Here is a 26,379-nt window from a genome sequence, read left to right on the forward strand (position 1 = left end):
CATGGAGACGAACCCCAGCAGCACGGCCGAGCCGGTCGAGATCGCCGGGCGTGCCGAACGCACGGCGCCGGCCGGGCGGAACATGACCGGCCGGGCCGAAGCGGCGGACCAGACGGCCCGGGCCACCTCGCCGCCGGCGGCAGCGGCCGCCGGCAAGCCCGACGGCCCGCCACGCGACCTGTTCGGCCGCCCGGTGACGCGCCATCGCGGCACCGACATCGACGGCGCGACGCTGGCCCCCGACGAGGCGTTGCGCGTGCGCGGCATGGACCTCAACGCGCTGATCGGCGCCACCAGCTTCGAGGGCGCGCTGGCCCACCTGTGGTTCGACGTCGAGCCCGGCGCGGCCGGCCACGCCGGGCACGAACTCGCGCTGCGCGCGCGTCTGGCCGAGCTGTCGGGCGCGCTGCTGCCGGGCTCGGCCGCGCAGACGGTGGCCGCCGAGATGGGCGCGGCCGGCGTGGCGCCGGTGTTCGCGGCGGCTGCCGGCCTGCTGCGCGGCCTCGACGACGCCTGGGCGCGCGTGGCCACGCCCTCGCCGTTCGACGCCGACCTGGAGGCCATGCTCGGCAGCGCGGCCGCCGCGCCCTTCCTGCTGCGCGCGGCGATCGAGGGCAGCCCCTTCGCGGCCGGCGCGCGCGCCGACGACGTGGTGGCCTTCGACGCCGGCTCGACCCACGCGCGCCGCATGCTGGCGCTGACCGGCGCGCGCCGCCACGACGCGCGCGCCGAGCAGACCATGGACGCGCTGCTGGTGGCCTGGCATGCCGGCTTCGGCTATATCACGCCGACCGTGCTGGCGCCGCGCGTGGCGATCGGCACCGGCATCACGCTGAGCCAGGCGGTGGCGGCCGGCTTCATGGCCAGCGGCCCCTCGCACGTCGGCGCCGCGCTGGAGGCGATGCAATGGCTCACGGCGCTGGCCGACACGGTGAGCGCGCCGCGCTCGCCCGCCGCGCTGGAGGCCGCCGCGCGCGCCGCGATCGACGCCGCCCTCGAGGCGCGCCAAACCCTTTACGGCTTTGGCCATCCGCTGTTCACGGCCGATCCGCGCCCGCCGCACCTGCGCCGGCTGCTGGGCGAATTCGGCCTGGACGGCGGCCCCTTCCTGAGCCTGTTCGACGCCAGTTGCGAGCACGCCGCCGCGCGCCGCGGGCTGCGTCCGAACATCGATTTCCTGACCGCGACCGCCCTGCTCGAACTCGGCGTCGAGGCGCCCTCGTGGGGCGTCGGCGTGGGGCTCGGCGCGCGCATCGCGGCGATGTGCGCGCACGCGGTCGAGCGCCGGCAGCGGCCGGCCTTCGGCGTCAACAGCGCCACCGCGCGACGGCTGCTGGCCGCCGTGCCGGCGGGCTGGCTGTAATCCCCCCAATCCTCACCTCATCTCATCCATCGGGAGCTCATCCATGCTGCTCAAGAACCTGAGACCGGCGAACGACTACGATCGCTTCGCCACCGAAACGCTCGAACCCTGGGACCTGATGTTCATCGGCCGGATCCGCCAGTTGGCGCGCGGCATGACGCCGGGCGTGATCGCCGACATCGGCACCGCCACCGGCGTGGTGCCGGTGCGGCTCGGCTCCGATCCGGCGATGGCCGGCTGGCGCTTCGTCGGCGTCGACCTGGACCCGGCGATGCTGGAGGAAGGCATGCCGCGAATCCGCGAGCTCGGCCTGGAACCGGTGATCGAGATGCGGGTGGGCGACGCGCTCGACCTGCCCTTCGAGGACGGCTCGCTGACCATGGCGGTCGGCCGTGCCACCCTGCACCACCTGCCGGACAAGGCGCTGAGCCTGACCGAGATGTACCGCGTGCTGGAGCCGGGCGGCATCGCCCTGGTGCACGACATGCGCCGCGACGCGCCCCAGCATCTGCTCGACCGCTTCACCGAGATGCGCGCCGCCGCCAACTACCCGCCGACCCACGTCGAGGAGAAGGTCACGCTGGCCGAGGCGCGCGAGCTGGTGGACAGCGCGGGCCTCACGCCCTACGCGACCCTCTTCAGCCCGGCCGGCGGCCTGGGCGCGCTCGGTTTCGAGATCCTGCTGAAGAAGCCGGCGCTGGCCTGAGCCATGAACGCCCCAGCCCCCCTCATCCCTGACGCGGCGGCCCTGCTCGGCGCGGATGCCGTGCGATGCGCGCCGCTGGTCGAAGGCAGGCTGCTGCCACTGTGCGTGACGCCGCTCGCCCCCGAGCTGGCCAGCTCGACCGAGGCCTTCACGGCCTGGTACGCGACCCGGCGCGCGGCCGTCGACACCCTGCTCGACGCGCACGGCGCGGTGCTCTGGCGCGGCTTCGCGCTGCCCGACACGGCCGCCTTCGGCCGCTTCGGCGCGCTCTACCCGGCCCACCGCCAGGGCTACACGGCCGGCGCCGCGCCGCGCCAGCAGATCGCCGGCCAGGTCTACGAATCGACGCGCATGCCGCCGCCGTTCAAGATCGGCCTGCACCAGGAGATGGCCTACATGCCGGTCTTCCCGCGCCTGGTGGCCTTCTACTGCCGGCAACCGGCCGAGGCCGGCGGCGAGACGCCGATCTGCGACATGCGGCGCGTCACCGAGCGGCTGCCCGCGCCGCTGCGCGAGCGCTTCGCCGAGCGCGGCGTGATGTACCTGCGCAACTTCGCGGCCCCGGGTGAATCGGCGGCGGACAAGGAGGTGCGCGCCAGCTCGCCGTTCGGCGAATACCACCGCGCCTGGGACGACGCCTTCGGCACCACCGGGCGCGCCGAGGTCGAGCGGCTGTGCGCCGAGCGCGATCTCGGCTGGCGCTGGCTGGACGACGGCAGCGTGACGGTCTCGCATGTCGGCCCGGCGATGCGCGTGCATCCGCGCACCGGCCAGGCGGTCTGGTTCAACCAGGCCAGCGCCCAGCATCCCAACCCGCGCTCGATGAACGCCTACAGCTTCCGCTACCTGCAGCGCGTCTATGGCGGCCGCGCCGCGTTTCCCTACGAGATCCGCTACGGCGACGGCGAGGCGATGCCCTTCGAGGATCTGATCGCCGTGTACGACGCGCTGGACCGGGAGGAACTGTCGTTCCCGTGGCAGCGCGGGGACCTGCTGCTGGTCGACAACATGCTGGTCGCGCATGGGCGCAATCCGTATCGCGGACATCGCGACACGCAGGTGATGCTGTTCGATTGAGGGACACCGCCGGGCCGCCGGTCATCGACCTGGCGGGGCACGAAGCGCGCGCGGGCCTCAATAACCGTGCGCGTCGCCGTTGCCGGCGCCGCCGCCGTTGCGCGAATCGCTGCCGCGCGGGGACGCGCCGCGTGAATCGGGCGAGCCGCGATGCGCGCCGGCATGGCCGGCGGCGCGATTGTCGGGCTGCACCGCGCCGCCCGTCTCATGCACGGCGTTCGGGCTTTCTCCATGCGGCTGGGAAGCACCCGAGGACAATTGCGGGCGTCCCGGCACGCCCGGCGCGATGTTCTGGGCCGAGGCCGCGCCCGGCGCGCCGGCCGCCGCGAACGCGCCCGCCGCGATGACGATGCGCAGGATGGCACGATATCGGCTGTTCATGGCGTTCTCCTCCCGAGTGGATTGATAGCGACTCCATCAGCAAGCCGCGTTCCGCCGCGCGCGCGGCGCGGGTATCGCGTTTGCGTCCCGAGCCGCCACCACCTTGACCGCGCGAGCCGCCATGAAGCCGACATCCCCACCCGAATCCCCTTCCTCCCCCGGCGAGCAGCCTGTCGAGGTCCGTCGCGGCCAGGTCGAGTCGATGCTCTCGCGCAAGGCGTTTCGCGAACGCTATCGCGCGCGCTTCCACGATCCGGCCTTTCACGGCGAGGATGCCGCCATCGCGCGGCTCGAGGCGATCGCCTGGGACGCCTATTCGAACGGGCGCAAGTCGCCGCTCACGCACGCGGCCGGCCCCGGTTTCGTCGATCCCGGCTACGCGCTGTCGGACGAATGGCGCGCCGCGCGCGAGCGGATCGAGCAGGCGCAGGCGCGGCAAGCCGATCCGGCCTCGCCCTCGCGCGTGCTGGTGGTCAACGCGTCCTCGCGCAACGACTACACCTGCCCGGGCGAGATGTCGAAGAGCTTCCGGCTCAGCGGCATCCTGCGCGAAACGCTGGAAAACCGCGGCTGCGAGGTCGACCTGCTCGACCTGTCGCGGCTCGCCTCCGATCCCGACCTGCACATCCATCCCTGCAAGGGCTGCGTGTCCAGCGCGATGCCGCTGTGCCACTGGCCCTGCAGTTGTTATCCGAACCACTCGCTGGGCCAGGTGAACGACTGGATGAACGAGATCTACGCGCGCTTCGCGGCCTGCCACGGCGTGATCTTCGTCACGCCGGTGTACTGGTACCAGGTCAGCAGCCCGCTGAAGCTGATGATCGACCGGCTGGTCTGCGCCGACGGCGGCAATCCCGATCCGACCTCGACGCACGGCAAGCAGGTCGACGAGGCCAAGCAGCTCGAGCTGGCCGGCTGGGATTATCCGAAGCACCTGGCCGGGCGCGCCTATGGCGTGATCGTGCACGGCGACGTGGCCGGCATCGAACCCTCGCGGCGCGCGCTGAGCGACTGGCTGGACTGGACCGGCCTGGTCGAATCGGGCGCGAAATCGCGCCTGGATCGCTACATCGGTTATTACGAGCCCTATGCCACCAGCCACGCTGCGCTCGATCGCGACGAGGCGCTGCGGCAGGAAACCGCGAACGTCGCCGAGGCGGTGGCGGTCAACGTGGCGCGGCTGCGCCAGGGTCATGCGCCGCCCGACGCCGAATTGCCGACGCCGCGTGCCAAGTAGCGCCGCGCAGGTCGATCCGCTTCATCGGCCCGCGCCGCCCATCCGTTTCGCCAATCCTTTGTAGCGAGTGCTCGTTCACCACTTCCGCGCCGCGCCGGCCGTCCCGACGGGCCGCGGCGCACGCGCGGCGCGCGGCGGCACGCCGCCTGCTGCCTCATGACAGGCAAACCCGGCCACGGCAACCGCCGCGCGCCCCAATCCAGTCACCGGGAGCCACCATGAAAGCACTTGTCTACGAAGGACCGAGGAACGTCACGGTCAGGAACATGCCGGACGCGAGGATCGAGAAACCGACCGACGTGCTGGTGAAGATCACCACCACCAATATCTGCGGATCGGACCTGCACATGTACGAGGGCCGCACCGACATGGAAGCCGGCCGCATCCTCGGCCACGAAAACCTCGGCGTGGTGATCGAGGTCGGCCAGGGCGTGGAGCGCGTCAAGGTGGGCGATCGCGTCTGCCTGCCCTTCAACATCGGCTGCGGCTTCTGCAAGAACTGCGAGCGCGGCCTGACCGGCTTCTGCCTGACCGCCAACCCCGGCATGGCCGGCGCGGCCTATGGCTTCGCCGGCATGGGCCCCTACAGCGGCGGCCAGGCCGAGCTGCTGCGCGTGCCCTTCGGCGACTTCAACTGCCTGCTGCTGCCGCCCGACGCCGAGGAAAAGGAGAACGACTACGTGATGCTGTCGGACATCTTCCCCACCGGCTATCACGCCACCATGCTGGCCGGCGTCGAACCCGGCGACAGCGTGGTGATCTACGGCGCGGGCCCGGTCGGCCTGATGGCGGCGATGTCGGCGCGCCTGCGCGGCGCCGCCAAGGTGATGGTGGTCGACACCCACGCCGACCGGCTCGCGCTGGCCGAGCGGCTCGACGCGATCCCGATCGACGACAGCGACGGCGGCGCGATCGATCGCGTGCTGGAGCTGACCGGCGGCGAAGGCGCCGATCGCGGCTGCGAATGCGTCGGCTACCAGTGCAGTTGCCACGGCCGCGAGGTGCCGCATGCCACGCTCAATGCGTTGATCAAGGCGGTGCGACCCACCGGCGGGATCGGCGTGGTGGGCGTGTTCGTGGCCGAGGATCCGGGCTCGCCGGACAAGCTGGCCCAGCAGGGCAAGCTGGCCTTCGACTTCGGCCCGTTCTGGATGAAGGGCCAGCGCATCGCCACCGGGCAGGCCAACGTCAAGGCCTACAACCGCAAGCTGCGCGACCTGATCCAGGCCGGCCGCGTGCAGCCCTCGCGAATCATCTCGCACGAGCTGCCACTGGAGCAGGCGCCGGAAGGCTATCGGAAGTTCGACGCGCGCGAGGACGGCTGGACCAAGGTGGTGCTCAAGCCGGCAGCCTAGGCGGCGACGATAGCGGCATCGATGGCGGCATGCCGCGCCTCCTCGCGAAACAGGCGGCGAGCGGCCCGCCGCCGCGTTTCAACGACGCCGCACGGCCGCCACGAACAGCCCGAGCGCGACCACCAGCAGCGCGATGCAGCCGATCCGCTCGACCAGCGCCATCGCGCTCGACACGCCTGCCAGGCAGCGCGCAAGACATGTACCGCGCGCCGCCGGGGGCAAGGCGTGGATGGCCGCGCGGCACTGCGCGACTCCCGACGAATGGCTACAAGGCAAGAGGCGCCCGCCCGGGCCGGCATGCGGCTTGCGAAGCTCTGGCAACCGACAGGAGCCGCCATGGAACTGACCGATGCGATCCCCGCACCCGCGCGTGAGGATGCCGCCTCCCGCGCCGACGCGCCGCCAGCCGCGCCCGGCACCTGCCGGCGCTGCCCGCTGTGGGCCGATGCGACCCAGGCGGTGGACGGCCGGGGCCCGGCACCGGCCGCGCTGATGCTGGTCGGCGACCAGCCCAGCGACCACGACGACCGGCACGGCGCCCCATTCAGCGGCACCTCGGGCCGCATCCTCGAGCGCGCGCTGCGCGAGCTCTCGCTGGCGCGCGACAAGGTCTATCTCACCCACGCGGTCAAGCATTTCAAGTGGGAAGCGCGCGGCAGGCAGCGCCTGCATCGCCCGCCCGCGCCCGACGAAGTCGCGGCCTGCCGCTACTGGCTCGACCACGAGATCGAGGCGGTCAAACCACGCGTGATCGTGACGCTCGGCACGCTGGCCTGGCGCACCCTGCTCGACGACCCGCTCGCCAGCCTGCCGGTCACGGCGCTGACGGTCCGGCTGCCGGGCGGCTCGTGGATCGTCGCGGCCCCGCATCCGGCGCTGGTAATGCGCACCCGCGACGCGGATTCGCGCGAACGCGTCTACGGCCGGCTGGTCGATGCGCTGCGCATCGCGAAACGGTTGGTCGAGGCCGACGAGGACTCGCGCTGAAATCGATGGCGCTGGATGGCGCGGGCGACGCGATGTCGCCCGGCAAGAACGACCGCGCCGACGGCGATCCGCGCAATCGCATCGCTCGCCGGCGCGATTCCGCGCTTGGTCACCGCATCGAAGCGGACCTCGTCGCTCCGGCCTGACGTATCGAGACACTCGGCATGGCGCGCGTCATGGCGCACCGCTGGAGCGGGCCGTCATGCGTCGCGCTCACGGTCAATTGCCGTTGGCGGGACGATTGCCGCTGCCCGCGCCTCCGAGCGCCATCGGGTGCATGCCCGGGTCGGTGCGGCTGCGCATCGCCGCGCCGCTGTCCTGACCCTGCGTGCCCGAGGCCGGGTAATGCGGATCCTCGCCGCGCGCGCCGGGCGAGGTGCGGGTCGGCGCCTGGGTGGTACCGGTCGGCGCGGGCCGCATGGTGGTCTGTGCCTGGGCGCCGGCGGACATGCCGGCCAGCACCAGCAGCGAAGCGGCCGTGGCCGCGCGAAGCAAGGGTCGGGGGATGCGATGCATGGGAAGGATCTCCTTCGGATTGAGGAAATCCAGGGCACGCAATGGGTGTTCCGGAGATGTGACAGATCGGCGACAAGCCGGTGAGGCATCCCGGCTGCGCGAGGCCGGCCAGCGGCACGGCCCGGATCCATCGCCGCGCGAGGAACCAGGGCGCGGCACGGCCGGCGGTTTTGACAAGTCTTGCAGAAAGTACCGCGTCATCCGACGCGCCGACGGGTATCGATGCCGCCATCAGCCCCGCCCGCGCTCCCGCTTGCCCGGCGCGGGCGTCGAGCCGAGCGCGTCCGAGTGGGTGACGGTGCGGCGCTCGGGCGTCAACACCACCGAGGCGCCGCCGATCGGTTCGACCGCGATCCGGTTGTCCACGCTCGCCACCGCGGGGCATTGCGCGGCGGCATGGCCGATCGCCTCGCGCAGCGCGTCGGTCGGCACCTTGCCTTCCAGCGTGACATGCGCCTGGCGCACGGCGATCGAGACGCGGCCCGCGCCGGCATCCAGAACCGGGGCGATCGCCTCGCGCACGGCGCGGTCGATCCCGGCATCGTCGTCGCGGCCCTCGCGCGGGACCGCCGGATTGTGCGGATCGTCGCGCGACGCGCCGGGCTCGTCGTCCGCGCCGGAGGCGGCCGTCATCAGGCTCGGCCCCGCCCCGCCTGCGGCGGGTCCCTCGGTGATCGGCAGCGCGCCGAGGCGGCGCCAGTCCAAGCCCGCATGATGCGCGGCGAAATGAAGTCGGAATGTCATGGTGGCCTCCACGAAACAGGGTGGTCGGGGTGATCGGCGATACGCGCGGCTGGCTCTCGAGCGCGGGGCCATCGCGCGATCAACGCCATCAATACGTAATCAACATGCAAGCATCGTGCCGCCCTTGCCCGGGCACATCGATTGCGCGATAGCGGGATTCCAGCCGATCCTCCGGAGTCCAGATGAACGTGCCCCAGTTGCGCATCCAGCCCCTGCCATTCGACCCGATGTTCGAGCGGATCCCCGACGACGAGGCCGACACCGCCCGGCAACTGCTTGCCGCCCTCGAGGACATCCAGGCCACCACCTCGCGCGACTACGCGCATGCGGTGCGCAGCGTGCATGCCAAGAGCCACGGCCTGCTGGAAGGCGAACTGACGGTGGACGGCGAGCTTCCGCCGGCGCTGGCGCATGGCGTGTTCGCGCGTCGCGGCAGCTATCCCGTGACGCTGCGCCTGTCGACCAACCCCGGCGACGTGCTGGACGACGCGGTATCGACGCCGCGCGGCCTGGCGCTGAAGATCGCCGAGGTCGACGGCGAACGCCTGCCGGGCAGCGAGGCACATACCACGCAGGACTTCGTGATGGTCAACGCCCCGGCGTTCGCGGCGGCGACACCGAAGGCCTTCGTGCGCAGCCTGGCGATGCTGTCGAAGACCACCGATCGCGCGCCCGGCGGCAAGAAGGCGCTGTCGGCCGTGATGCGCGGCGCCGAACGCGCGTTCGAGGCGCTCGGCGGCGAAAGCGCGATGCTGAGGAATCTCGGCGGCCATCCGGCCACGCACATCCTCGGCGAGCGCTTCTACACCTGCGCGCCCTGCCTGCACGGGCCGTATTTCGCCAAGCTCGCCGTGGTGCCGGTGTCGCCGGAACTGCTGGCCTTGCGGGACGCGCCGATCGACCTGAAAGGCCGGCCGAACGCCTTGCGCGAGGAGGTCGAGGCCTTCTTCGCCGTGCACGGCGGCGAATGGGAGCTGCGCGTGCAGTTGGCCACCGACATCGAGAAGATGCCGATCGAGGACGCCTCGGTGGTCTGGCCGGAAGACCTGAGCCCGTATCTGCGCGTCGCGACGCTCCGCGTGGCGCCGCAACCGGCCTGGAGCGACGCGCGCTCGGCGGCGATCGACGACGGCATGGTGTTCAGCCCCTGGCACGGGCTGGCCGCGCATCGTCCGCTAGGCGGCGTGATGCGCGTGCGCCGCAGCCTCTACGAAGCGTCCGCCGCATATCGCAGCCGCTTCAACGGCTGCCCGGTACACGCTTGATACGCGCGGCGCCAGCCACGCCGCCGCCCCGGCATCGGGCGAGGCAAGGCGCGCCGCGTGGCACCGCATCAAAACGGCTCGCCATATGCCCACGACGGGCACGGTCGTTGCGTCGACAACGAACGATGTGCCGGCGACCGCCCCGGCACCCGACTTTCATCTGCCAGGAGGAACCGATCCATGACCGATCACACCGACCAGACCACCATGCGCGACCCGCTCACCCAGTACCCGCGTCCCGACTTCGAGAAGCAGCCGCAACCGGCGCCGGGCCTGGCCCGCGAGATGCGCCCGAAGCCCGACCACGGCGAGCAGAGCTATCGCGGCTCGGGCCGCCTGAAGGGCCGCCGCGCCCTGATCACCGGCGCCGACAGCGGCATCGGCCGGGCCGTGGCGATCGCCTTCGCGCGCGAGGGCGCGGACCTCGCCCTGAACTACCTGCCCAGCGAGGAGGCCGACGCGCGCGAGGTGGTGGAGCTGGTCGAGGCGGCCGGCCACAAGGCCATCGCGCTGCCCGGCGACATCGGCGACGAGGCCTTCTGCCAGCGGCTGGTCGACGAGGCCGTGGCCAACCTCGGCGGGCTCGACATCCTCGTCAACGTGGCCGGCAAGCAGGTCTATGTCGAGAAGATCGCCGACCTGCCCACCGAGCAACTCGAGGCCACCTTCCGCACCAACGTGTTCGCGATGTTCTGGCTCTGCAAGGCGGCCCTGCCGCACCTGCCGCCGGGCGCGACCATCATCAACACCACCTCGATCCAGAGCTACCAGCCCAGCCCCGGCCTGCTCGACTACGCGTCGACCAAGGCCGCCATCACTGCCTTCACGCACGCCTTCGCCAAGCAGGTGATCGACCAGGGCGTGCGCGTCAACGCGGTGGCGCCGGGGCCGATCTGGACCCCGCTGCAGCCCAGCGGCGGCCAGCCCCAGGAAAAGGTCGAGGTGTTCGGCTCGGAGGCGCCCATCAAGCGCCCTGGGCAGCCGGCCGAGCTCGCACCCGTCTACGTGCTGCTGGCCTCGCAGGAATCGAGCTACGTGACGGGCGAGGTGTATGGCGTGACCGGCGGCAATCATCTGCCCTGAGCCGCGGCGCGGGGAAAAATGACAAGGCGGGCAATTTCCGCCGGGTTCCGGAATCGACCCGCCGGCACGCGCCTGCCCCGGTGCCGGGCGTGTCCGGCGCCGGGAGCCGGCATCGTGCTTGCTCGCCGATATCGATCACGGCATGAACAGGGAGGGACCATGACGCCAAGCCCGCAAACCCAGCCGCGCAGCGATCCGCCGCGGCAACCGGCGCCGCGCCGACCGGCCGTCGCGCGTGCCCCGGCGCAAGCCGCCCCGCGCGATCGCGTGCCGGACCTCGCCGAGCTCGATGCGCTGCTGGCCGGCATGCCCGCCCCGCTCGACGACGCCGCGCTCGCCTCGGCGGCGCATCGCCTGGCCGCCGACTGGCCGTCGCTGCCGCGGCCCGGCGCGGGCGACACGTTGGCACGCTGGCGCTTCCTGGCCGGCGTCGCCGCCCACGACCTGCCGCTGGTGAAGCTCTACGAGGCCCATGCCGATGCCGAGGCGATCCTGGCCGAACTCGACGCGCAGCCGGCCCGGAATGAGCCCGAACCCGAGCCCGGGCCCGGGCTGCTGGCCGTGTGGGCGGCGCGCATGCCGGGCCAGGAACTACGCGTCACGCATCGCGAGGGGGAAGGCACGGCGGTGCGCCTCACCGGCACCAAGGCCTGGTGCTCGGGCGCCACCTGCGTCGACACCGCCCTGCTCACCTGCCTCGACGAAGCCGGCCACGACCGCCTCGCCGCCGTGCCGATGCGGCAGCCCGGCGTGACGGTCAGCACGCGCGGCTGGGAGGCGCTGGGCATGCGCGCCACGCAGAGCGTCGAGGTCGATTTCGCCGACGCGTCCGCCAGGCTGGTCGGGCCGCCCGGCGGCTACCTGAGGCGCCCCGGCTTCTGGCATGGCGGCGCCGGCATCGCCGCCTGCTGGTACGGCGCGGCGGCCGCGCTGGCCGCGCGCCTGCGCGAGGCGGCGGCGCGGCGCGAGGACCCGCATCTGCAGGCCCATCTCGGCGCCGCCGACGTGGCGCTGAGCGCCGCGCGCGCCCTGCTGCGCGAGGCGGCGCAAACGATCGACGCGAACCCGCGCGCCGATGCGATGACGCTCGCGCTGCGCACGCGCGGCGCCGTCGAGCAGGCCGCCGAGGCGGTGCTGCGCGCCGCGCTGCGTGGACTCGGCGCGGGCCCTCTGTGCCGCGACCGCTGGTTCGCGCGGATGGTGGCCGACCTGCCCGTGTTCATGCGCCAGAGCCATGCCGAGCGCGACCTGGCCGCGCTTGGCGCGGCGCTGGCCCAGGCGCGGGAGGACTGGCGCCTATGAGGCCTATGAGGGCGCAACGCAGCGAAGCCGTCCCGGCCGGGCACGAGCGCCGCGCGCGGCAAGCCGAATTCGACGCGAAGTTCGCCGCACAGGACGATCCCTGGCGCTATCGCAGCAGTTGGTACGAGGCGCGCAAGCGGGCCCTGCTGCTGGCCGCGCTGCCGCGCCAACGCTATCGCCGCGCCTTCGAGCCCGGCTGCGCCAACGGCGAGCTGTCGGCCGAACTCGCGCCGCGCTGCGAGACGCTGCTGTCGGCCGATTTCGCGCCGCGCGCGGTGGCGCTCGCGCAGCGCCGGCTCGCGCCCTTCGCGCAGGCCCGCGTGGAAACGCGCGCGATGCCGGACGACTGGCCCGAGACGCGCTTCGACCTGATCGTGATCAGCGAATTCGGCTACTACCTCGACGAGCCGGCTTGCGCGGCGCTGGCGAGCCTGGCCTGCGCCTCGCTGGACGGCGACGGCACGTTGGTTTGCTGCCACTGGCGGCATGGCGCCGAGGACATGCGCATCGGCGGCGGCGCGGTGCACGCACGCTTCGCGCAGGCCGCGCGTCGTGCCGCGCTGGAGGTGGTGGCGCATGTCGACGATGCCGATTTCCTGCTCGACGTGTGGAGCGCGGAGCCGGCCAGCCTGGCGCGGCGCGAGCAGCGCCGTGGCGATGCCGCGGATCGCTAGGGCCGCGCGCCGGCGGGCCGCCGCGACGACCGCGGCGTGCTTCGCCTCACGGCGAACCAATGCGCGGCCGCAAGAACCCGGCAACGCGCGCCTCGAGGCGGGATCCTCTTCAAGTCGTGCAGCCCGTCGCGCCGCGCCATTCCATGCGCCAGTAGCGCTCGGGCCGCTCGAGATCGGCCAGCGGCGCCCCGCCGAACGCGCGCAACTGGCTCGCATAGGCCGCCACCGCGCGCCGCTTGATGCCGCGCGCGCGCCTCGCCTCGCGATCGGGGCACCAATCGACGCCGAGCGGCGTGATCTCCAGGCCGGCGCGCTCCAGCTCGGCCAGGCGCCGCCGCGTTTCGTCGGGTGCGGCGCGATGGATCGCCTCCTCGTAGACCAGGCAGGCGCCGACCCGTCCCGCGCGCAGCAACGCGAGCCAGGCCGCCGCGACGCGCCGATGATCGGGATGGCGCAGGCCGAGCGGCAGCAGCGGCGCGGCGCCGGCATGCCGCGCCAGTTGCGTGGCCAGCGCCTCGGCCAGGGCCGGCACCTCGGGCGAGGCGCCGTATTGCGCGTCGAGGAAATCCAGGCAGACGCCGCGCGCCGCGCACCAGGCCAGCGCGCGCTCGTCCTCGCGGCGCCGTTCGTCCATCGCGGCGGTGGAATCGGCGAAGCCGGCCGCCTGGTCCCAGGGCTGCCGCTGCGGCGCCGCGGGCGTGCCGGCGAACACGGTGCAGACCACCGCGCCGGGCCGCGCCGCCAGCAAGGCGGCGCAGCCGAACACGGCGTCGTCCAGGTGCGGCGAGACCACGAACAGCGGCGCGCGCTCGTCGCGCGTCATGTCGGGCAGCGTGGCGGCTTGGGCGCTCGCCTCGCCTCGCCGACACGCCTCGACGGGCGATGGAGCACCACGCTGGCCGCTGGCCTCCTGGATCGGCCGCCTCATCGCAGCTCCGGCGCGGCATCGCCGGAATCGACCACGGCCGGCGCGCGCGGCAGGCCCGACGCGACGGCCGCGCCGTCCACCCTCGCCCAGGTTTCCAGCGTGTCGCCGAAACCGCCGCGCACGCGAGGGTCGGCCCGCGCGCTGGTGCTCACGCGCGGCGCGGCGCTCCAGGCGATGGTGGCACCGGTCGCCGCCAGCAGGTCGACCAGCATCACGTCCTCGCCGCAGGCCAGCGGCGGAAAACCGCCGGCACGCCGATATGCCCGCGCGCTCACACCAAGGTTCGCGCCATGCACGTGACGATGCCCGTCCACGTCGCGATAGGCGCGGTGCCAATGCTCGCGCACGCAGGCGGGATGGCCGCGCCAGTCGTCCACGGCCACCGTGCCGCACACGGCGTCGGCGCCAAGCGAGAGCTGCACGGCCAGCCAGTCGGGCGCGACGCGGCTGTCCGCGTCGGTGAAGGCCAGCCAGCGCGCGCCGAGCCGCAGCAGATGCGCGGCGCCGGTGGCGCGCGCCACGCCCACCTTGCGCGCCTCCACGCCCAGCACCTCGACCGGGTACCGCGCCGCGATCCGCGCCGAGGCGTCGCTGCAACTGTCGAGCACCACCACGATGCGCACCACCTCCTCCGCCAGCGCGGGATGCCGCGCCGCCGCGACGGCGGCCGCCAGGCAGCGCGCGAGCCGCCTTGCCTCGTTGTGCGCGGGTATCACGATACCGATCATGCTTGCTCCCGGGTCCAGGTCATCGATCGACACGAAACCGCAATTTCGGTGCCCAGCCGCCGCCTCGCGCGAATCGTCTACCGAGGCGATCTCGCGCTCGTGGCGAGCGCAACTTTCTGCACGGCACGGCGGTCGATTGAAGAAATCGCGGGCCAGTGGCAAGGCGGACCCTGCCGTACCATTTCGCACCCCGCAGCAATCATTCGCGGCCATCGATCCCGCCACCGCGGGGCCCTCGGCCGCCCTTCAGGGAGGAACGCCGATGCTCCATGAAACCCTCTGGTATCTGCTGGTCGGCGGCGTGCTGATCGCGGTCGGCGTGCTGGGCTCGGCCCTGCATCGGCTGCCCTGCAGCACCGCGATGATCTATCTCGCGGTGGGCGCCGCGCTCGGGCCGGCCGGGCTCGGCATGATGGATCTCGATCTCGGGCGCGACGCCAAGCTGCTCAGGCAGATCACCGAGGTGGCCCTGCTGGTGTCGCTGTTCGCGATCGGCCTGCGCCTGCGGGTGGCCGCGCTGGACCGCCTCTGGCTGCTGCCGGTGCGGCTCGGCTTCGTCGCGATGATCGTCACGGTGCCGCTGCTGGCCGCCGTGGCCATGCCGCTGCTGGGCCTGGCCTGGGGCCCGGCGCTGCTGCTCGCGGCGATGCTCGCGCCCACCGACCCGGTGCTCGCCCACGACGTGCAGGTGCGCAACCCCGGCGACGTGGACCTGGTGCGCTTCGCGCTGTCCGGCGAAGGCGGCCTCAACGACGGCATCTCGTTGCCCTTCGTGCTGGCCGGCCTCGCGCTGTGCGGCCATGCCGGGCTGATCGGCGGCGCATCGCCCGCCTCGCTCCACTACGCGCTGGAGGTGGTCTGGGGCATCGGCGGCGCGCTGGCGATCGGCGCCGCGCTCGGCTGGCTCACCCTGCGCGGCGTCACCTGGTTGCGCACGCATCATTCGCAGGCGCTCGGCCTGGAAGGCTTCTTCGCGCTCGGGCTGATCGTGGTGGCCTTCGGCCTGGCCCAGCTCGCGCACGGCTTCGGCTTCCTGTCGGCCTTCGCCGCCGGCGTCGCGATGCGCCGCGTCGAGCATCGCGCGAGCGGCCCGAACGCGCCGCGCGAGGTGATCGGCACCATCGACTCCACCGACGTGGGCGCCACCGCCCAGGACCCGCAGCGCGCCCACGCCTACATGGCCGAATCGGTGCTCGGTTTCACCATCGAGCTGGAGCGCATCGCCGAGGTGGTGGTGATGACCATGATCGGCAGCCTGCTGCCGGGCCTGCTGACGGCCCGCGGCTGGTGGCCGATGCTGGCGGTGGCCGCCGCGCTGATGCTGCTGATCCGCCCGCTCGCGGTGGCCGTCTCGCTGGCCGGCTCGCCCACCAGCCCGACCCAGCGGCGGCTGGTGGGCTGGTTCGGGATCCGCGGCATCGGTTCGTTCTACTACCTGCTGTTCGCGCTGGAATACGCGCCGGCCGCGGCGCGGCCGCTCGCGCCCGTGGTGCTGGCGATCATCGCGCTGTCGGTGGTCGCGCACGGCATCTCGGCCACGCCACTGATGAACCGCTATCACCGCCACGCGCAGGCGAAAGACTGAGGTACTCCGCGCCCTGGCTCGCTCACCACCCGCCGCCCCGCGGCGACGCGGCAGCCATGCAGGATTCGGCGCGGTTTTGAAAAAAATGCCCGCCGGATGCGAGTTTCGATCCGCGCACCCGAGCCTCGCGCCTTGCCTGCCGGCGCCTCGCATCCCTGGTCCGGAACTTGCAGCCATCCTCGGATGGCTGGCTCGCTCCGGCCGGTCATCGCCCCTCAATCGCTTGCGTCCCTCCACGACAAGACAGCCCATGCCCCACATCCTGGTGGTCGACGACGACGCGGAAATCCGCGCGTCCATGGCGGCCTTCGCCGCCTCGCGGGACCTGCCCTGCGATACCGCCGGCTCGCTCGGGCAAGCGCGCGAGCGGATCGCCGCGCGCTTGCCGAGCCTGGTGCTCTGCGACCTGATGCTGCCCGACGGCAGCGGCCTGTCGCTGCTCGACGAATTGCCCCGGGAGCGCTGCGAATTCGTGGTCGCCACCGGCAATGCCTCGCTCGACACAGCGATCCGCGCGATTCGCCTCGGCGCCAGCGACTACCTGGTGAAGCCGTTCAACATGGAGCGCGTGCAGCGCCTGCTCGCGCGCGTGGCGCGCCAGGAGCAACGCGCCGACAATCTCGAGGCGCTGGCCGCCGAACTGCGCCGCTCCTCGCGCTTCGGCCGCATGCTGGGCCGCTCGCCGGCGATGCTTGGCGTCTACGATGCGATCGCGCGCGTGGCCGGCACCTCCGCCTCGGTGCTGCTGACCGGAGAATCGGGCACCGGCAAGGAGCTCGCCGCGCAGACCGTGCACGACCTGAGCCCGCGCCACGACCAGCCCTTCGTGGCGATCAACTGCGGCGCGCTGCCGGCCAACCTGATCGAGAGCGAGATGTTCGGCCACGAGCGCGGCAGCTTCACCGGCGCCGAGCGCGATCATCGCGGCTTCTTCGAGCGCGCCGACGGCGGCACCCTGTTTCTCGACGAGATCACAGAGATGCCGATCGAGCTGCAGGTGCGCCTGCTGCGCGTGCTGGAGACGCGCCGCGTGATGCGCCTGGGCGGCACGCGCGAGGTGGAAGTGGACGTGCGCATCGTGGCGGCCAGCAATCGCGATCCGCTCGCCTCGATCGACGAGGGCACGCTGCGCGCGGACCTCTATCACCGCATCAACGTGTTCCCGATCGCGCTGCCGCCGCTGCGCGAACGCGAGAACGACGTGGTGCTGCTGGCCGAGGACTTCCTGGCGGCGCTCAACCAGCAGGCGGGCCGCGCCTTGCGGTTCTCGGAGGCGGCCAGACACGAGATGCGCCAGCGCAACTGGCGCGGCAATGTGCGAGAGCTGCGCAACCTGGTGCAGCGCGCGGCGATCTTCTGCGAGGGCGAGCTGATCGACACGCTGCCGCTGTCGATCATCGACGAACTGGCGCAGGCCGCGCAGGTGCCGGGCGAATCGGTCTCGGTGCCGCTGGCCGTGCCGCTCGACGAGATGGATCGCCGCCTGGTGGCGGCCACCCTGGCGCATTGCGCGGGCGTCAAGGCCCATGCCGCGGAGATGCTCGGCATCAGCCTCAAGACGCTCTATAGCCGGCTCGCCGCCGATCCGGCCGAGGGCGGCTAGGCGCCGGGCGGAGCGCCGCCAGCAGCACCCTCGCCACGGACGCGGTTCGCGACGCGCGCCACAACGGCGCCGGGCTCGCGCGCCGCCCCGCCGCGAGCGAGCCCGAGATCCGCGCCAGCGCGTGCTGGATCATGCAGCGGTGGTTGTCGTCGTAGTGGTAGGTCACGCGCGCCGCCGGCAGGCCGAGGCGTCGCGCTCGTCTCCCAGGCTCACGCGGCGCTCGGCCAGCGGCAGCGTCGCCCCACAGGCCGCGCCCGACAGCTCGCCGCGGGATCGCCTGGCCGGTTTCCTGCGTGACGGCAAGGGGCAACCGGCAAGCGGTGCCCCGCGCGAAGACGGCGAGCCATAAACCGCGCGAACCCGCAGCCCGCCAGACCAGGGCGGTCAAGCTCGAACATGGTGAAGCCGTGCGTGGACCGCTCCGGCGGCCACGCGCGAGACACACCGCTCAGTGGCAGCTTCGAACGCGCTGATTCTGCAGCATCGCCACTTCGACGCTATCGCGCGAGATCTCGACCAGGTGGTCGAGCGCCTCCTCCAGACTCAGGCCAGCCTTCAGGTATGGCTTGATGCCGATCGTCACCGGCAGGCGGGGTACGCCGCCATCGGTGTCGGTGACGTGGATGCGGGCAACCGACCGCTCGGGATGCAGTTCAACGAGCACGCGGGTGGTGCCGACGACGAGGCTTCGGGAGAGTGGATTCATGATGGTCGAACGCAAAATAAGGCGCACGTCCCGGGCTTTGCGGCTTCGTCCTTTTCTACCGGCGGCTCGGGGACACGCGCATATTCACGGAGATTCACGCAGCTTAATAAACGGAAGAAAACCCTGCAATAGCAGTTTTCAATTTCCAAAAATCTCGCGATTGAATCCGTCTGCGCGTGCTCGGACCTCACGCGAAGTCCGGCGCACTGGGCCGCGAGCCGGCTCGCCGACGCCGCAACTGGCGCGCGATCGAGCAGATGGTTGCATGGCCGGTGGATCGGGCGGGTCGAGAAACGAGCGCCTCTTGCCGATCAGATGGGCACGTCGGCCCCCGTCTGCGTGGCGCTCCAGCATGATCAAGCGGCGCCCGGCGACGGGCGCGACCGGGCGGCCGCGCCACCTAGCGTGCCGCCCGCGCGGCCCGCCGAACTCACCGCCTCATCCGGCGCTGACCTCGATGCGCCGCGGCTTCGCCTCCTCTCGGCGTGGAATGCTCAGCTTCAGCACGCCGTCGCGCAATTGCGCGTCGATGCGCGCCACGTCGAAATCGGGGCTCAGCGTGAAGGCCCGCCAGAAACGCGGATGACGGACCTCGCCATGCTGCAGGCGCAGCCCGGTCGGCGTCGGAATCACCGCCTCGGCCTCGATGTTCAGGCTGCCGTCCGCCACGCGCACGTCGAGCTTGTCGCGCGGCACGCCGGGCAGGTCGGCATACAGCGTGATGCCGTGGCTGTCCTCGATGATGTCGACGGCCGGCGAAATGCGCTCGGTCGGTTTCGCGCCGCCAGCCGCGTCCTCGCGCTGCGCCAGGTCGGTACGCTTCGGTTGGGTGGTCAGTTCGCTGTTCTCGGTCATGATGGGCTCCGTTGTCTCTGATCGTCGTGAAAGCTCATTGAATCGACACCTGGCGCGGCCGGGATGCCTCGGCACGCCCGACGCTGATCATCAGGCAGCCGTTCACGTAGCGCGCGCCGACGCGGTCGGGATCGGCATGCTGGGGCAGTTCGATCACGCGCCGGAACGCGCCCATGAAGCGCTCGCGCGCATAGACGCGCGCACCGGCTTCACGCTCGGGCGCCTTGCGCTCGCCGCTGATGGTCAGCAGCCGCTTGTCGATCGAGACGTCGATCGTGGCCGGATCGAGGCCCGGCACGAACGCGACGATCTCGACGCTGTCGTCGGTGTCGCCGATGTTGAGGGGAGGAAAACTCTCGCTGCGCGAGGCGCGCAGGCTGGCGGGGAAACCCGCCAGGCGGCTCATCTGCCGGTGCAGGCGGTCGAACTCGCCCAGCAGGTCGGTACTGAAGAAAAGATCGCTCATGATCGGCTCCTTGAAAAATCGGGGCGTCACACGAACGAGGAATTGGACCACGCGCTCCAGTTCGCTCGTCCGTGGGGCAACCCCATCAACAAACAAATCGAAACACGCAGCGCGAATCGCGACTGCCTGAGCGATGCATAACATAGCGCAGGGAAGGAAAATTTCAAGAGCCGGCCAAGCTGAAATATTTTGTTACATAGTGGCTTTCGGCGCCCTCTTGAAGGGCCCACGCCCCACCTCTATTTCGAGTACCGCCGGACCATGGCACGGGCCGCGCGACCGTCGCGCCAGCCATGGCCGGGCGCTGGACCCGCGACGGCTCCAGGTGGCCGACGCGGGCGGATCACACCGCTGCTGGACACGCATCATGAAACTGAGCCTCACGATCGATTCGAATCCGCTCGATATCGAGCTCGACGAAGTGGTCGCCGGCCTGCTGGGCGTTCGCCTCGGTTTGCCGCCGGCGCCCGTGGCCGCCCTGCAGGCGCCGATCACCCGACATCTGAACGACACCGCCGGCCCCTGGACGCTCGATGCCGAGCACATGCGAGCCCGCATCCTGCGCAAGGTGATACTCGACATCGCGGACCCGGCGCTGCTGCTGCGCTATCTGTCGGATTAGCGGCAGCCGTTAGCCGCGCGGCTGGCCCCATGGGTTGACGGGCCGTGCCCCGCTTCGACAAGGCACTTGCCGGCAAGGCCCGGCGAATGCTTCGCATTGCTCATCAGATTCCAAGCCCGAACGCTCAAATCAAATACAGGAGGCTGAAGTGAGTCGTCTCGTCGTGGTATCGAACCGGACATCCGATCCGGACAGTTCGGCCCCGGGAGGCCTGGCCGTCGCGCTCAACGACAGCCTGCAGCAGCGCGGCGGCATCTGGTTCGGCTGGAGCGGCAAGCTCGCCGAGGCCGACAGCGATCCCGGCAACCAAGAGGTGCAGGTCCGCGAATACGGCAACATGGAACTCGCCACCATCGACCTCTCGCAGCGCGACTACGACGCCTACTACCTCGGCTATTCGAACAACGTGCTCTGGCCGGTGTTCCACTACCGGCTCGACCTGGCCAACTTCGACGTGCAGTTCAGCGAGGGGTATCGCCGCGTGAACCGCCTGTTCGCGCGCAAGCTGATGCCCCTGCTCAAGCCCGACGACGTGATCTGGGTGCACGACTACCACCTGATCCCGCTGGCCACCGAGCTGCGCGCCCAGGGCTGCCGCAACCGGATCGGCTTCTTCCTGCACATTCCCGTGCCGCCGCCGCAGATCATGGCCGCGATCCCCGAGCACGAATGGCTGATGCGCTCGCTGTTCGCCTACGACCTGGTGGGCTTCCAGGCGCATACCGATGTCACCCACTTCGTGCGCTACGCCGAAGCCGAGGCCAACGCGCAATTCATCGACGGCGAACGGCTGCGCGCCTTCGACCGCACCATCCGGGTGGGCACCTTCCCGATCGGCATCGACGTGGACGGCTTCGCGCAGATGGGCAGCGACGACGACGGCCTCAACATCTACGAGCAGATGCGCGACGAGTATTCGCGCCGCAAGCTGCTGCTCGGCGTGGACCGCCTCGATTATTCGAAGGGCCTGCCGCAGCGCGTGCAGGCGTTCCGCGAGATGCTCGACGCCTTCCCCGACACACGCAAGCAGGCCACCCTGATCCAGATCGCCGCGCCAAGCCGCGAGGACGTCGACGCATACGGCCAACTGCGCCAGGAGATGGATGCGCTGTGCGGCTCGCTCAACGGCGACTACGGCGAACTCGACTGGATGCCGGTGCGCTACATCCACCGCAGCCTCGAGCGCAGCTCGCTGCCGGGGCTGTACCGCGCGAGCCGGGTGGCGCTGGTCACGCCGCTGCGCGACGGCATGAACCTGGTGGCCAAGGAATTCATCGCCGCGCAGGACAGCAGGGACCCCGGCGTGCTGGTGCTGTCGCGCTTCGCCGGCGCCGCCGAGCAGCTGACCGATGCGCTGCTGGTCAATCCCTACGACATCCAGGGCACCGCGCGCGCGATCCAGGCGGCCCTGACCATGCCGCTGGACGAGCGCGTGCGGCGCCACACGGCCCTGCTCGCCGAGATCCGCAAGCACGACGTGCACTGGTGGACCGCGAGCTTCCTCGATGCGCTGGACGAGACGGGCGCGGCGCGCGAGCGCCGTCAGCCGCGACTGGTTCAGTCGGCCGCCTGAGCAGCGAGCCCCGTGCCGCGCGTGAAACCTGACCGGGATGGCCACCACGCCGCGGTACGGCGTCGAAGCGCGCCTCGTGGCCGCGTGCGTCCCGCCGGCCGGCCGCCTCCCGGCTCCACGTCACGGCACCGGCTACGCTCGCCGCGCAGGTCCCGGTGCGTCTTTCTCGCCTGATCCCGCCGCGCGCATTGCATTTTTTCCAGGCCTCGACGTTCCTGCCCGGCTCGTCCGCGCCGCCGGCGTGCCTCGACATCGCCAGCAAGCTACGCGCCTGCCGCCGGAACAGGCGAGCGCAAGCGCGCTCGCCTGCTCGCCAGCTCCGCCACCTTCGCGCCCTCACGCGGCGCGTGAGGAAATCGACAAGCGCTTGAAAAAACGCGCCGCTTCCCCGGCATCGCGTTTGCTACGCAATTCCTCATCCCGACCGACGATGCCGGGATCGATCCGGAGGACCCTGCATATGAAACATTCCAGCACCCAGGCGCCGCGTCGTTTTGCCAAGGACCCGCGCCCTCCCGCGCCGCGGCGGGAACCGCTCGCACGCCGCGCGCCGCGCGGCTCGCCAAGCGCGGGCGCGGCATCGGCGCGGCCCTCGCGCTCTCGAGACGGCGGCAAGGACGGCGCCGCGCAGCCCGACCCGCCGCTGCGCCGCGTCGACGACAGCCGGCCCGGCTACACGCGCCGGCGCGGCGCCGACGGCTTCGTCTACCTCAATACGCGCGGCCTGCCGATCCGCGACCTGCGCGAAATCGCCCGCATCAATGCACTCGCGATCCCGCCCGCCTACGTCGACGTGTGGATCTGCGTGGACCCGCTCGGCCACCTGCAGGCCACCGGCCGCGACGATCGCGGCCGCAAGCAGTACCGCTACCATCCGCGCTGGCGCGAGCTGCGCGACGCCGAAAAATACGCTCGCCTGGCCGCCTTCGCGCAGGCCTTGCCGCGCATCCGCGCGCGGGTGAGCCGCGACCTGTCGAAGCCGGGCCTGCCGCGCGAGAAGATCGTCGCCGCCGTGGTGCGCTTGCTGGACAGTACCCTGGTACGCATCGGCAATGCCGAATACGCGCGCGACAACGCCTCGTTCGGGCTGACCACGCTGCGCAAGCGCCATCTGTCGATCGAGCCCGGCGCGATGCGGCTGCGTTTCGCGGGAAAAAGCGGCGTCGAGCACGACGTGACGATCGACGACGCGCGCGTGCTGCCGATCCTGCACGCCTGCGCGAAACTGCCGGGGCGGCACCTGTTCCAGTACCTCGACGCCGAGGGCACGCGGCACGCGATCGGCCCCGTCGAGATCAACGACTACCTGCGCGAGACGGGCGGCGCCGACTTCAGCGCCAAGGACTACCGGACCTGGGCCGGCAGCGTCAACGCGCTGGCCCTGCTGCGGCGTGCCGCCTGGCTCGATGCGCGGCAGGCGCGAAAGCAGATCGTCGCCACGGTGCGCGAGGTGGCGGCGCTGCTGCACAACACGCCGGCCGTGTGCCGGAGCAGCTACATCCACCCCGTGGTGCTGGAAGCCTTCGAGACCGGCGCGCTCGCCGTGCTCGGGCCCTGCACCAAGCGGCGCGGGCTGCGCACCGACGAGATCCTGTTCGCGAGCCTGCTGACGGGCACGACGGCTCGCGCGTAGCGCACCACGCCCGGCGCGCGAACGCCGGCACGAATGCCGCCCGCTTGCCGATGCGCGCATCGCGGGCAACGGCTGACGAAACCTCATGGAGCAAGGAGCACGATGATGAACCAAGCCAATACACCGGCACCGCGAGACCGGAACCGGGACCAGGAAGAGGACGAGGACCGGGACGCGAACGACGCGCCGCCCGCCACCCGGCCGGCCAATCCCTCGCCGTCCCCCGACAAGCGCTTGCCGGACCTGCCCGATCCGGTGGAGGTGGGCGAGGACGGCTGATGGCAGCCGGCTTCGTGGGGGCTTCGATATCCCGAGGCGGGATTGCGTGCATACTCGAACGCGGCCTGGATGACGGCAGCCCGAGCGCATCCGGCCGCGACGCAATCACGAAAGCACAACATGGAGATGCCCCCGTGAATCCCATCCAAGGCTTCAGCGTAGACCCGGCCTCGATCCGCCATGTCGGCCACGACCTGCAGCGCCCCGAATGCATCCTCGCGCAGCGCGACGGCTCGCTGCTGGTGGCCGACGCGCGCGGCGGCGTGCAGCGCATCGCCCCCACCGGGGAACAGACGCTGATCCTACCTAAGGGCGCCGCCGCGACCGCCGCCTCGGACGGCCTCACCAGCGGCTCCTTGCCCAACGGCCTGGCGCTCGACGCCGAGGGCAACATCCTGATCGCCAACATCGGCACCGACCGCGTCGAGCGGCTCACGCACTCGGGCGAGCTGCGGGTGCTGTTCGACGGCCTGGACGGCAAGCCGCCCGGCAAGGTCAACTTCGTGCTGCGCGACAGCCGGGACCGGCTGTGGGTGACCATCTCCACGCGTGTCGATCCCTGGCCGAACGCGGTGCGCAACAACCTGGCCGATGGCTACATCGTGCTGATCGACCCGCGCGGCGCACGCATCGTGGCGGATGGCCTGGCCTTCACCAACGAGATCCGGCTCGACCCCGACGAACGCTTCCTGTACGTGGCGGAAACCACCGCGAACCGCGTCAGCCGCTTTCGCGTGCTCGACGACGGCGCGCTGGGCCCGCGCGAGACCTATGGCCCGAGCCGGCTCGGGCCGGGCCTGATCGATGGTTTCGCCTTCGACGCCTACGGCAACCTGTGGTGCGCGATGATCTTCGCCGATCGCATCGTCGCGATCGACCCCGAGGGCGACCTGCACACCCTGCTGGACGACGGCGACGCGGCCGCCACCGCGCGCTTCGACGCGGCCTTCGCGAGCGGCGAGATCGTGCCGATGTCGATCATGGCCGAGACGGGCGGCAGCATCGCGCCCTGGCTGACCAGCGTGACCTTCGGCGGCCCGGACCTGAAGACGGTCTACCTCGGCAGCCTGAAGGGCACCACGCTCGCCAGCTTCCGCTCGCCGGTGGCTGGCCGGCCGATGATCCACTGGTAGGCGGCAACGGCGAAACGACGCCGCCGCCGAGACGGTTGTCGGCGGCGGCGAGCCGGGCCGGGCGCGAGGCCCGGCCGGCGGTTCAGCGGTTCAGCGGTTCAGCGGTTCAGCGGTTCAGCGGTTCAGCGGTTCAGCGGTTCAGCGACGATCCGCCCATACCGTCTGCGCGTTGCAGAACTCGCGCAGGCCGAAGTGCGAGAGCTCGCGTCCGAAGCCGCTCTTCTTCACGCCGCCGAAGCCCACCCGCACGTCGCTGGCGCTGTAGCCGTTGATGAACACGCCGCCCACCTCAAGCTCCGCCGCGATCGACTCGGCCAGCGCGGCATCGCGCGTGAACACCGAGGCGCACAGGCCGAAGTCGCTGTCGTTGGCCAGTTGCACCGCGTGCGCGGCGCTGTCGGCGGGGATGATCGCGGCCACCGGCCCGAACAGCTCCTCGCGGAAGGCGGTCATGCCCGGCTTGACGTCGGCCAGCACGGTGGGCTGGTAGTAGTTGCCCTCGCCCTCCACCTTGTGGCCGCCCACCAGCAGCGTGGCGCCCTCGGCCAGGCTGCGCTCGACCTGGCGATGCAGTTCGTCGCGCAGGTCGTAGCGGGCCATCGGGCCGATGTAGTTGTCCGCCACCCGCGGGTCGCCCATGCGCAGCGCCTTGACGGCCGCCACGAAGCGCTCGGTGAACTGCGCCAGCACCGGCGCCTCGACGATGAAGCGCTTGGCCGCCGCGCACACCTGGCCCGAATTCTGGAAGCGCCCGGCCACCGCGGCCGCCACGGCGAGATCCAGGTCCGCGTCGGCCAGCACGATGAAGGCATCGGAGCCGCCCAGCTCGAGCACGCACTTCTTGAGCGCGGCGCCCGCCTGCGCGCCGATCGCGGCGCCGGCGCGCACGCTGCCCGTCACCGTCACCGCGGCGATGCGCGGATCGGCGATCGCCGCCGACACCAGATCGTTGCCCAGGTCGACCAGCTCGAACACGCCGGCCGGGAAATCGGCCCGCTCGAAGGCCTCGGCCAGCAGCCGGGCCGAGCCCAGCACGTTGGGCGCGTGCTTGAGCACATAGGTATTGCCGGCGGCCAGGGCCGGCACCGCGCCGCGCACCACCTGCCAGATCGGGAAATTCCAGGGCATCACCGCCAGCACCGGCCCGAGCGGGCGATATTCGATGCGCGCCTTCTGGCCCTCCACCTGGGTGGGTTCCGGAGCCAGCAGGGCCGCCGCGTGCTCGGCGTACCAGTCGCAGACGCCGGCCGACTTCTCCACCTCGGCCAGGGCCTGCTTGATCGGCTTGCCCATCTCCAGCGTGATGGTCTCGGCGATGCGCTGCGCGTCGGCCCTGAGCACCTGGCCGAGCCGGCGCAGCGCCGCGCAGCGCTCGGCCATCGGGCGCCGCTTCCAGTCGCGGAAGGCGGCCGAGGTGCGCTGCAGGGCCTGTTCGAGCTCGGCCGGCCCCTGGGCCGGGAATTCGGCGAGCCGGCGGCCGTCGAGCGGGCTGATGGAACGGAATACCTGAGGATCTGCGCTGCTCATGCTGAACTCCATTGGCTTGGGATGGCGCTCATAGTAAGCTCCGCACACGCT

Annotated in this window: 27 protein-coding genes and 1 pseudogene; 18 read left to right on the forward strand and 10 right to left on the reverse strand. The window is 71.6% G+C overall.

Features of this window, described 5'->3' with window-relative positions:
- The first annotated feature begins 1 nt into the window (after position 1).
- Genes BM43_RS09050 through BM43_RS09060 form a run of 3 tightly spaced genes read left to right on the forward strand, consistent with a single transcriptional unit; the run spans position 2 to position 3,146 of the window.
- Positions 2–1,363, forward strand: a complete 1,362-nt coding sequence (locus tag BM43_RS09050; protein ID WP_088555540.1) for a citrate/2-methylcitrate synthase — start codon at positions 2–4, stop codon at positions 1,361–1,363.
- Between the two features lie 43 nt (positions 1,364–1,406).
- Positions 1,407–2,069 carry a class I SAM-dependent methyltransferase gene (locus BM43_RS09055; RefSeq protein ID WP_013690740.1) on the forward strand — a complete coding sequence of 221 codons (663 nt, stop codon included), beginning with the start codon at positions 1,407–1,409 and terminating at the stop codon, positions 2,067–2,069.
- A gap of 3 nt (positions 2,070–2,072) precedes the next feature.
- Positions 2,073–3,146, forward strand: coding sequence for a TauD/TfdA family dioxygenase (locus BM43_RS09060; protein ID WP_036055807.1), 1,074 nt, complete (start codon positions 2,073–2,075; stop codon positions 3,144–3,146).
- A gap of 57 nt (positions 3,147–3,203) precedes the next feature.
- Here BM43_RS09060 and BM43_RS09065 read toward each other — a convergent pair whose 3' ends face one another.
- The gene (locus BM43_RS09065) at positions 3,204–3,527 is read right to left on the reverse strand and encodes a hypothetical protein (protein ID WP_036055806.1); all 324 of its coding nucleotides are present in this window, start codon (positions 3,525–3,527) and stop codon (positions 3,204–3,206) included.
- 121 nt (positions 3,528–3,648) lie between these two features.
- Between BM43_RS09065 and BM43_RS09070 the strand changes: the two genes are divergently transcribed.
- The 4 genes from BM43_RS09070 (at position 3,649) to BM43_RS41305 (ending at position 7,252) form a co-directional block, all read left to right on the forward strand.
- Positions 3,649–4,764, forward strand: coding sequence for a flavodoxin family protein (locus tag BM43_RS09070; protein ID WP_172535100.1), 1,116 nt, complete (start codon positions 3,649–3,651; stop codon positions 4,762–4,764).
- A gap of 218 nt (positions 4,765–4,982) precedes the next feature.
- Positions 4,983–6,119 carry a glutathione-independent formaldehyde dehydrogenase gene (locus tag BM43_RS09075; RefSeq protein WP_036055804.1) on the forward strand — a complete coding sequence of 379 codons (1,137 nt, stop codon included), beginning with the start codon at positions 4,983–4,985 and terminating at the stop codon, positions 6,117–6,119.
- Between the two features lie 336 nt (positions 6,120–6,455).
- Positions 6,456–7,106 carry a uracil-DNA glycosylase family protein gene (locus tag BM43_RS09080; protein ID WP_036055803.1) on the forward strand — a complete coding sequence of 217 codons (651 nt, stop codon included), beginning with the start codon at positions 6,456–6,458 and terminating at the stop codon, positions 7,104–7,106.
- A 5-nt stretch (positions 7,107–7,111) separates the two neighbouring features.
- Positions 7,112–7,252 (forward strand): hypothetical protein, encoded by a 141-nt coding sequence (locus BM43_RS41305; protein WP_155296550.1) that lies wholly within the window; start codon positions 7,112–7,114, stop codon positions 7,250–7,252.
- Between the two features lie 73 nt (positions 7,253–7,325).
- On the opposite strand, the gene BM43_RS09085 is transcribed toward BM43_RS41305, so the two are convergent.
- Together BM43_RS09085 and BM43_RS09090 are read right to left on the reverse strand one after the other, a co-directional pair.
- Positions 7,326–7,622, reverse strand: coding sequence for a hypothetical protein (locus tag BM43_RS09085; RefSeq protein ID WP_144417641.1), 297 nt, complete (start codon positions 7,620–7,622; stop codon positions 7,326–7,328).
- Between the two features lie 231 nt (positions 7,623–7,853).
- A complete protein-coding gene (locus tag BM43_RS09090) occupies positions 7,854–8,366 on the reverse strand; it encodes a BON domain-containing protein (protein ID WP_036055801.1) in 513 nt (170 codons plus the stop codon).
- A 182-nt stretch (positions 8,367–8,548) separates the two neighbouring features.
- Between BM43_RS09090 and BM43_RS09095 the strand changes: the two genes are divergently transcribed.
- The 4 genes from BM43_RS09095 to BM43_RS09110 all read left to right on the forward strand — a co-directional run bounded on the left by BM43_RS09095 (position 8,549) and on the right by BM43_RS09110 (position 12,690).
- The gene (locus tag BM43_RS09095; protein WP_036055799.1) at positions 8,549–9,631 is read left to right on the forward strand and encodes a catalase family protein; all 1,083 of its coding nucleotides are present in this window, start codon (positions 8,549–8,551) and stop codon (positions 9,629–9,631) included.
- A 180-nt stretch (positions 9,632–9,811) separates the two neighbouring features.
- Positions 9,812–10,714, forward strand: coding sequence for an SDR family oxidoreductase (locus tag BM43_RS09100; protein WP_036055798.1), 903 nt, complete (start codon positions 9,812–9,814; stop codon positions 10,712–10,714).
- A 159-nt stretch (positions 10,715–10,873) separates the two neighbouring features.
- The gene (locus BM43_RS09105; RefSeq protein ID WP_036055797.1) at positions 10,874–12,016 is read left to right on the forward strand and encodes an acyl-CoA dehydrogenase family protein; all 1,143 of its coding nucleotides are present in this window, start codon (positions 10,874–10,876) and stop codon (positions 12,014–12,016) included.
- The gene (locus BM43_RS09110; RefSeq protein WP_230676415.1) at positions 12,013–12,690 is read left to right on the forward strand and encodes an SAM-dependent methyltransferase; all 678 of its coding nucleotides are present in this window, start codon (positions 12,013–12,015) and stop codon (positions 12,688–12,690) included. Before BM43_RS09105 ends, BM43_RS09110 begins: the two co-directional genes overlap by 4 nt.
- 109 nt (positions 12,691–12,799) lie before the next feature.
- Here the strand turns inward: BM43_RS09110 and BM43_RS09115 are convergent, their stop codons facing one another.
- Positions 12,800–13,618, reverse strand: a complete 819-nt coding sequence (locus tag BM43_RS09115; RefSeq protein WP_052409307.1) for a PIG-L deacetylase family protein — start codon at positions 13,616–13,618, stop codon at positions 12,800–12,802.
- Positions 13,615–14,346, reverse strand: coding sequence for a glycosyltransferase family 2 protein (locus tag BM43_RS09120; RefSeq protein WP_080742300.1), 732 nt, complete (start codon positions 14,344–14,346; stop codon positions 13,615–13,617). Before BM43_RS09120 ends, BM43_RS09115 begins: the two co-directional genes overlap by 4 nt.
- Positions 14,347–14,608: 262 nt before the next feature.
- Between BM43_RS09120 and BM43_RS09125 the strand changes: the two genes are divergently transcribed.
- Together BM43_RS09125 and BM43_RS09130 are read left to right on the forward strand one after the other, a co-directional pair.
- Complete coding sequence (locus BM43_RS09125; RefSeq protein ID WP_036055794.1) at positions 14,609–15,931, forward strand: cation:proton antiporter; 1,323 nt, start codon at positions 14,609–14,611, stop codon at positions 15,929–15,931.
- A 250-nt stretch (positions 15,932–16,181) separates the two neighbouring features.
- Positions 16,182–17,534, forward strand: coding sequence for a sigma-54-dependent transcriptional regulator (locus BM43_RS09130; RefSeq protein WP_036055793.1), 1,353 nt, complete (start codon positions 16,182–16,184; stop codon positions 17,532–17,534).
- 79 nt (positions 17,535–17,613) lie between these two features.
- Here the strand turns inward: BM43_RS09130 and BM43_RS42560 are convergent.
- The 4 genes and pseudogenes from BM43_RS42560 to BM43_RS09145 form a co-directional block, all read right to left on the reverse strand.
- Positions 17,614–17,777, reverse strand: a pseudogene (locus BM43_RS42560) (GMC family oxidoreductase); the annotation flags it as partial.
- A gap of 205 nt (positions 17,778–17,982) precedes the next feature.
- Positions 17,983–18,240, reverse strand: a complete 258-nt coding sequence (locus BM43_RS09135) for a hypothetical protein (protein ID WP_111946511.1) — start codon at positions 18,238–18,240, stop codon at positions 17,983–17,985.
- 438 nt (positions 18,241–18,678) lie between these two features.
- Positions 18,679–19,095 carry an Hsp20/alpha crystallin family protein gene (locus BM43_RS09140; protein WP_036055791.1) on the reverse strand — a complete coding sequence of 139 codons (417 nt, stop codon included), beginning with the start codon at positions 19,093–19,095 and terminating at the stop codon, positions 18,679–18,681.
- 34 nt (positions 19,096–19,129) lie between these two features.
- Positions 19,130–19,561 carry an Hsp20/alpha crystallin family protein gene (locus BM43_RS09145; RefSeq protein WP_036055790.1) on the reverse strand — a complete coding sequence of 144 codons (432 nt, stop codon included), beginning with the start codon at positions 19,559–19,561 and terminating at the stop codon, positions 19,130–19,132.
- 367 nt (positions 19,562–19,928) lie between these two features.
- On the opposite strand from BM43_RS09145, the gene BM43_RS09150 reads away from it, so the two are divergent.
- From BM43_RS09150 to BM43_RS09165, 5 genes are all read left to right on the forward strand, one after another.
- Positions 19,929–20,183: a hypothetical protein gene (locus BM43_RS09150; RefSeq protein ID WP_013690806.1), complete on the forward strand. Its 255-nt coding sequence runs from the start codon at positions 19,929–19,931 to the stop codon at positions 20,181–20,183.
- Between the two features lie 148 nt (positions 20,184–20,331).
- On the forward strand, positions 20,332–21,756 hold the full coding sequence (gene otsA, locus BM43_RS09155) for an alpha,alpha-trehalose-phosphate synthase (UDP-forming) (protein WP_036055789.1): 1,425 nt from the start codon (positions 20,332–20,334) through the stop codon (positions 21,754–21,756).
- A 460-nt stretch (positions 21,757–22,216) separates the two neighbouring features.
- Positions 22,217–23,389 carry a DNA topoisomerase IB gene (locus BM43_RS09160; protein WP_230676414.1) on the forward strand — a complete coding sequence of 391 codons (1,173 nt, stop codon included), beginning with the start codon at positions 22,217–22,219 and terminating at the stop codon, positions 23,387–23,389.
- Between the two features lie 105 nt (positions 23,390–23,494).
- Positions 23,495–23,668, forward strand: a complete 174-nt coding sequence (locus tag BM43_RS41310) for a hypothetical protein (protein WP_155296534.1) — start codon at positions 23,495–23,497, stop codon at positions 23,666–23,668.
- Positions 23,669–23,802: 134 nt separating this feature from the next.
- Positions 23,803–24,801, forward strand: a complete 999-nt coding sequence (locus tag BM43_RS09165; protein WP_088555538.1) for an SMP-30/gluconolactonase/LRE family protein — start codon at positions 23,803–23,805, stop codon at positions 24,799–24,801.
- 138 nt (positions 24,802–24,939) lie between these two features.
- On the opposite strand, the gene BM43_RS09170 is transcribed toward BM43_RS09165, so the two are convergent.
- A complete protein-coding gene (locus tag BM43_RS09170; protein ID WP_036055788.1) occupies positions 24,940–26,328 on the reverse strand; it encodes an aldehyde dehydrogenase family protein in 1,389 nt (462 codons plus the stop codon).
- Positions 26,329–26,379 lie beyond the last annotated feature (51 nt).

This window comes from Burkholderia gladioli, assembly GCF_000959725.1.
GTDB classification, from domain to species: domain Bacteria; phylum Pseudomonadota; class Gammaproteobacteria; order Burkholderiales; family Burkholderiaceae; genus Burkholderia; species Burkholderia gladioli.

Excerpts from the sequence above, each read along its gene's own strand:
- BM43_RS09050 (WP_088555540.1), top strand. The coding sequence starts at position 2 with ATGGAGACGAACCCCAGCAGCACGGCCGAGCCGGTCGAGATCGCCGGG.
- BM43_RS09055 (WP_013690740.1), top strand. The coding sequence starts at position 1,407 with ATGCTGCTCAAGAACCTGAGACCGGCGAACGACTACGATCGCTTCGCC.
- BM43_RS09060 (WP_036055807.1), top strand. The coding sequence starts at position 2,073 with ATGAACGCCCCAGCCCCCCTCATCCCTGACGCGGCGGCCCTGCTCGGC.
- BM43_RS09065 (WP_036055806.1), bottom strand. The coding sequence starts at position 3,527 with ATGAACAGCCGATATCGTGCCATCCTGCGCATCGTCATCGCGGCGGGC.
- BM43_RS09070 (WP_172535100.1), top strand. The coding sequence starts at position 3,649 with ATGAAGCCGACATCCCCACCCGAATCCCCTTCCTCCCCCGGCGAGCAG.
- BM43_RS09075 (WP_036055804.1), top strand. The coding sequence starts at position 4,983 with ATGAAAGCACTTGTCTACGAAGGACCGAGGAACGTCACGGTCAGGAAC.
- BM43_RS09080 (WP_036055803.1), top strand. The coding sequence starts at position 6,456 with ATGGAACTGACCGATGCGATCCCCGCACCCGCGCGTGAGGATGCCGCC.
- BM43_RS41305 (WP_155296550.1), top strand. The coding sequence starts at position 7,112 with ATGGCGCTGGATGGCGCGGGCGACGCGATGTCGCCCGGCAAGAACGAC.
- BM43_RS09085 (WP_144417641.1), bottom strand. The coding sequence starts at position 7,622 with ATGCATCGCATCCCCCGACCCTTGCTTCGCGCGGCCACGGCCGCTTCG.
- BM43_RS09090 (WP_036055801.1), bottom strand. The coding sequence starts at position 8,366 with ATGACATTCCGACTTCATTTCGCCGCGCATCATGCGGGCTTGGACTGG.
- BM43_RS09095 (WP_036055799.1), top strand. The coding sequence starts at position 8,549 with ATGAACGTGCCCCAGTTGCGCATCCAGCCCCTGCCATTCGACCCGATG.
- BM43_RS09100 (WP_036055798.1), top strand. The coding sequence starts at position 9,812 with ATGACCGATCACACCGACCAGACCACCATGCGCGACCCGCTCACCCAG.
- BM43_RS09105 (WP_036055797.1), top strand. The coding sequence starts at position 10,874 with ATGACGCCAAGCCCGCAAACCCAGCCGCGCAGCGATCCGCCGCGGCAA.
- BM43_RS09110 (WP_230676415.1), top strand. The coding sequence starts at position 12,013 with ATGAGGCCTATGAGGGCGCAACGCAGCGAAGCCGTCCCGGCCGGGCAC.
- BM43_RS09115 (WP_052409307.1), bottom strand. The coding sequence starts at position 13,618 with ATGAGGCGGCCGATCCAGGAGGCCAGCGGCCAGCGTGGTGCTCCATCG.
- BM43_RS09120 (WP_080742300.1), bottom strand. The coding sequence starts at position 14,346 with ATGATCGGTATCGTGATACCCGCGCACAACGAGGCAAGGCGGCTCGCG.
- BM43_RS09125 (WP_036055794.1), top strand. The coding sequence starts at position 14,609 with ATGCTCCATGAAACCCTCTGGTATCTGCTGGTCGGCGGCGTGCTGATC.
- BM43_RS09130 (WP_036055793.1), top strand. The coding sequence starts at position 16,182 with ATGCCCCACATCCTGGTGGTCGACGACGACGCGGAAATCCGCGCGTCC.
- BM43_RS09135 (WP_111946511.1), bottom strand. The coding sequence starts at position 18,240 with ATGAATCCACTCTCCCGAAGCCTCGTCGTCGGCACCACCCGCGTGCTC.
- BM43_RS09140 (WP_036055791.1), bottom strand. The coding sequence starts at position 19,095 with ATGACCGAGAACAGCGAACTGACCACCCAACCGAAGCGTACCGACCTG.
- BM43_RS09145 (WP_036055790.1), bottom strand. The coding sequence starts at position 19,561 with ATGAGCGATCTTTTCTTCAGTACCGACCTGCTGGGCGAGTTCGACCGC.
- BM43_RS09150 (WP_013690806.1), top strand. The coding sequence starts at position 19,929 with ATGAAACTGAGCCTCACGATCGATTCGAATCCGCTCGATATCGAGCTC.
- BM43_RS09160 (WP_230676414.1), top strand. The coding sequence starts at position 22,217 with ATGAAACATTCCAGCACCCAGGCGCCGCGTCGTTTTGCCAAGGACCCG.
- BM43_RS41310 (WP_155296534.1), top strand. The coding sequence starts at position 23,495 with ATGAACCAAGCCAATACACCGGCACCGCGAGACCGGAACCGGGACCAG.
- BM43_RS09170 (WP_036055788.1), bottom strand. The coding sequence starts at position 26,328 with ATGAGCAGCGCAGATCCTCAGGTATTCCGTTCCATCAGCCCGCTCGAC.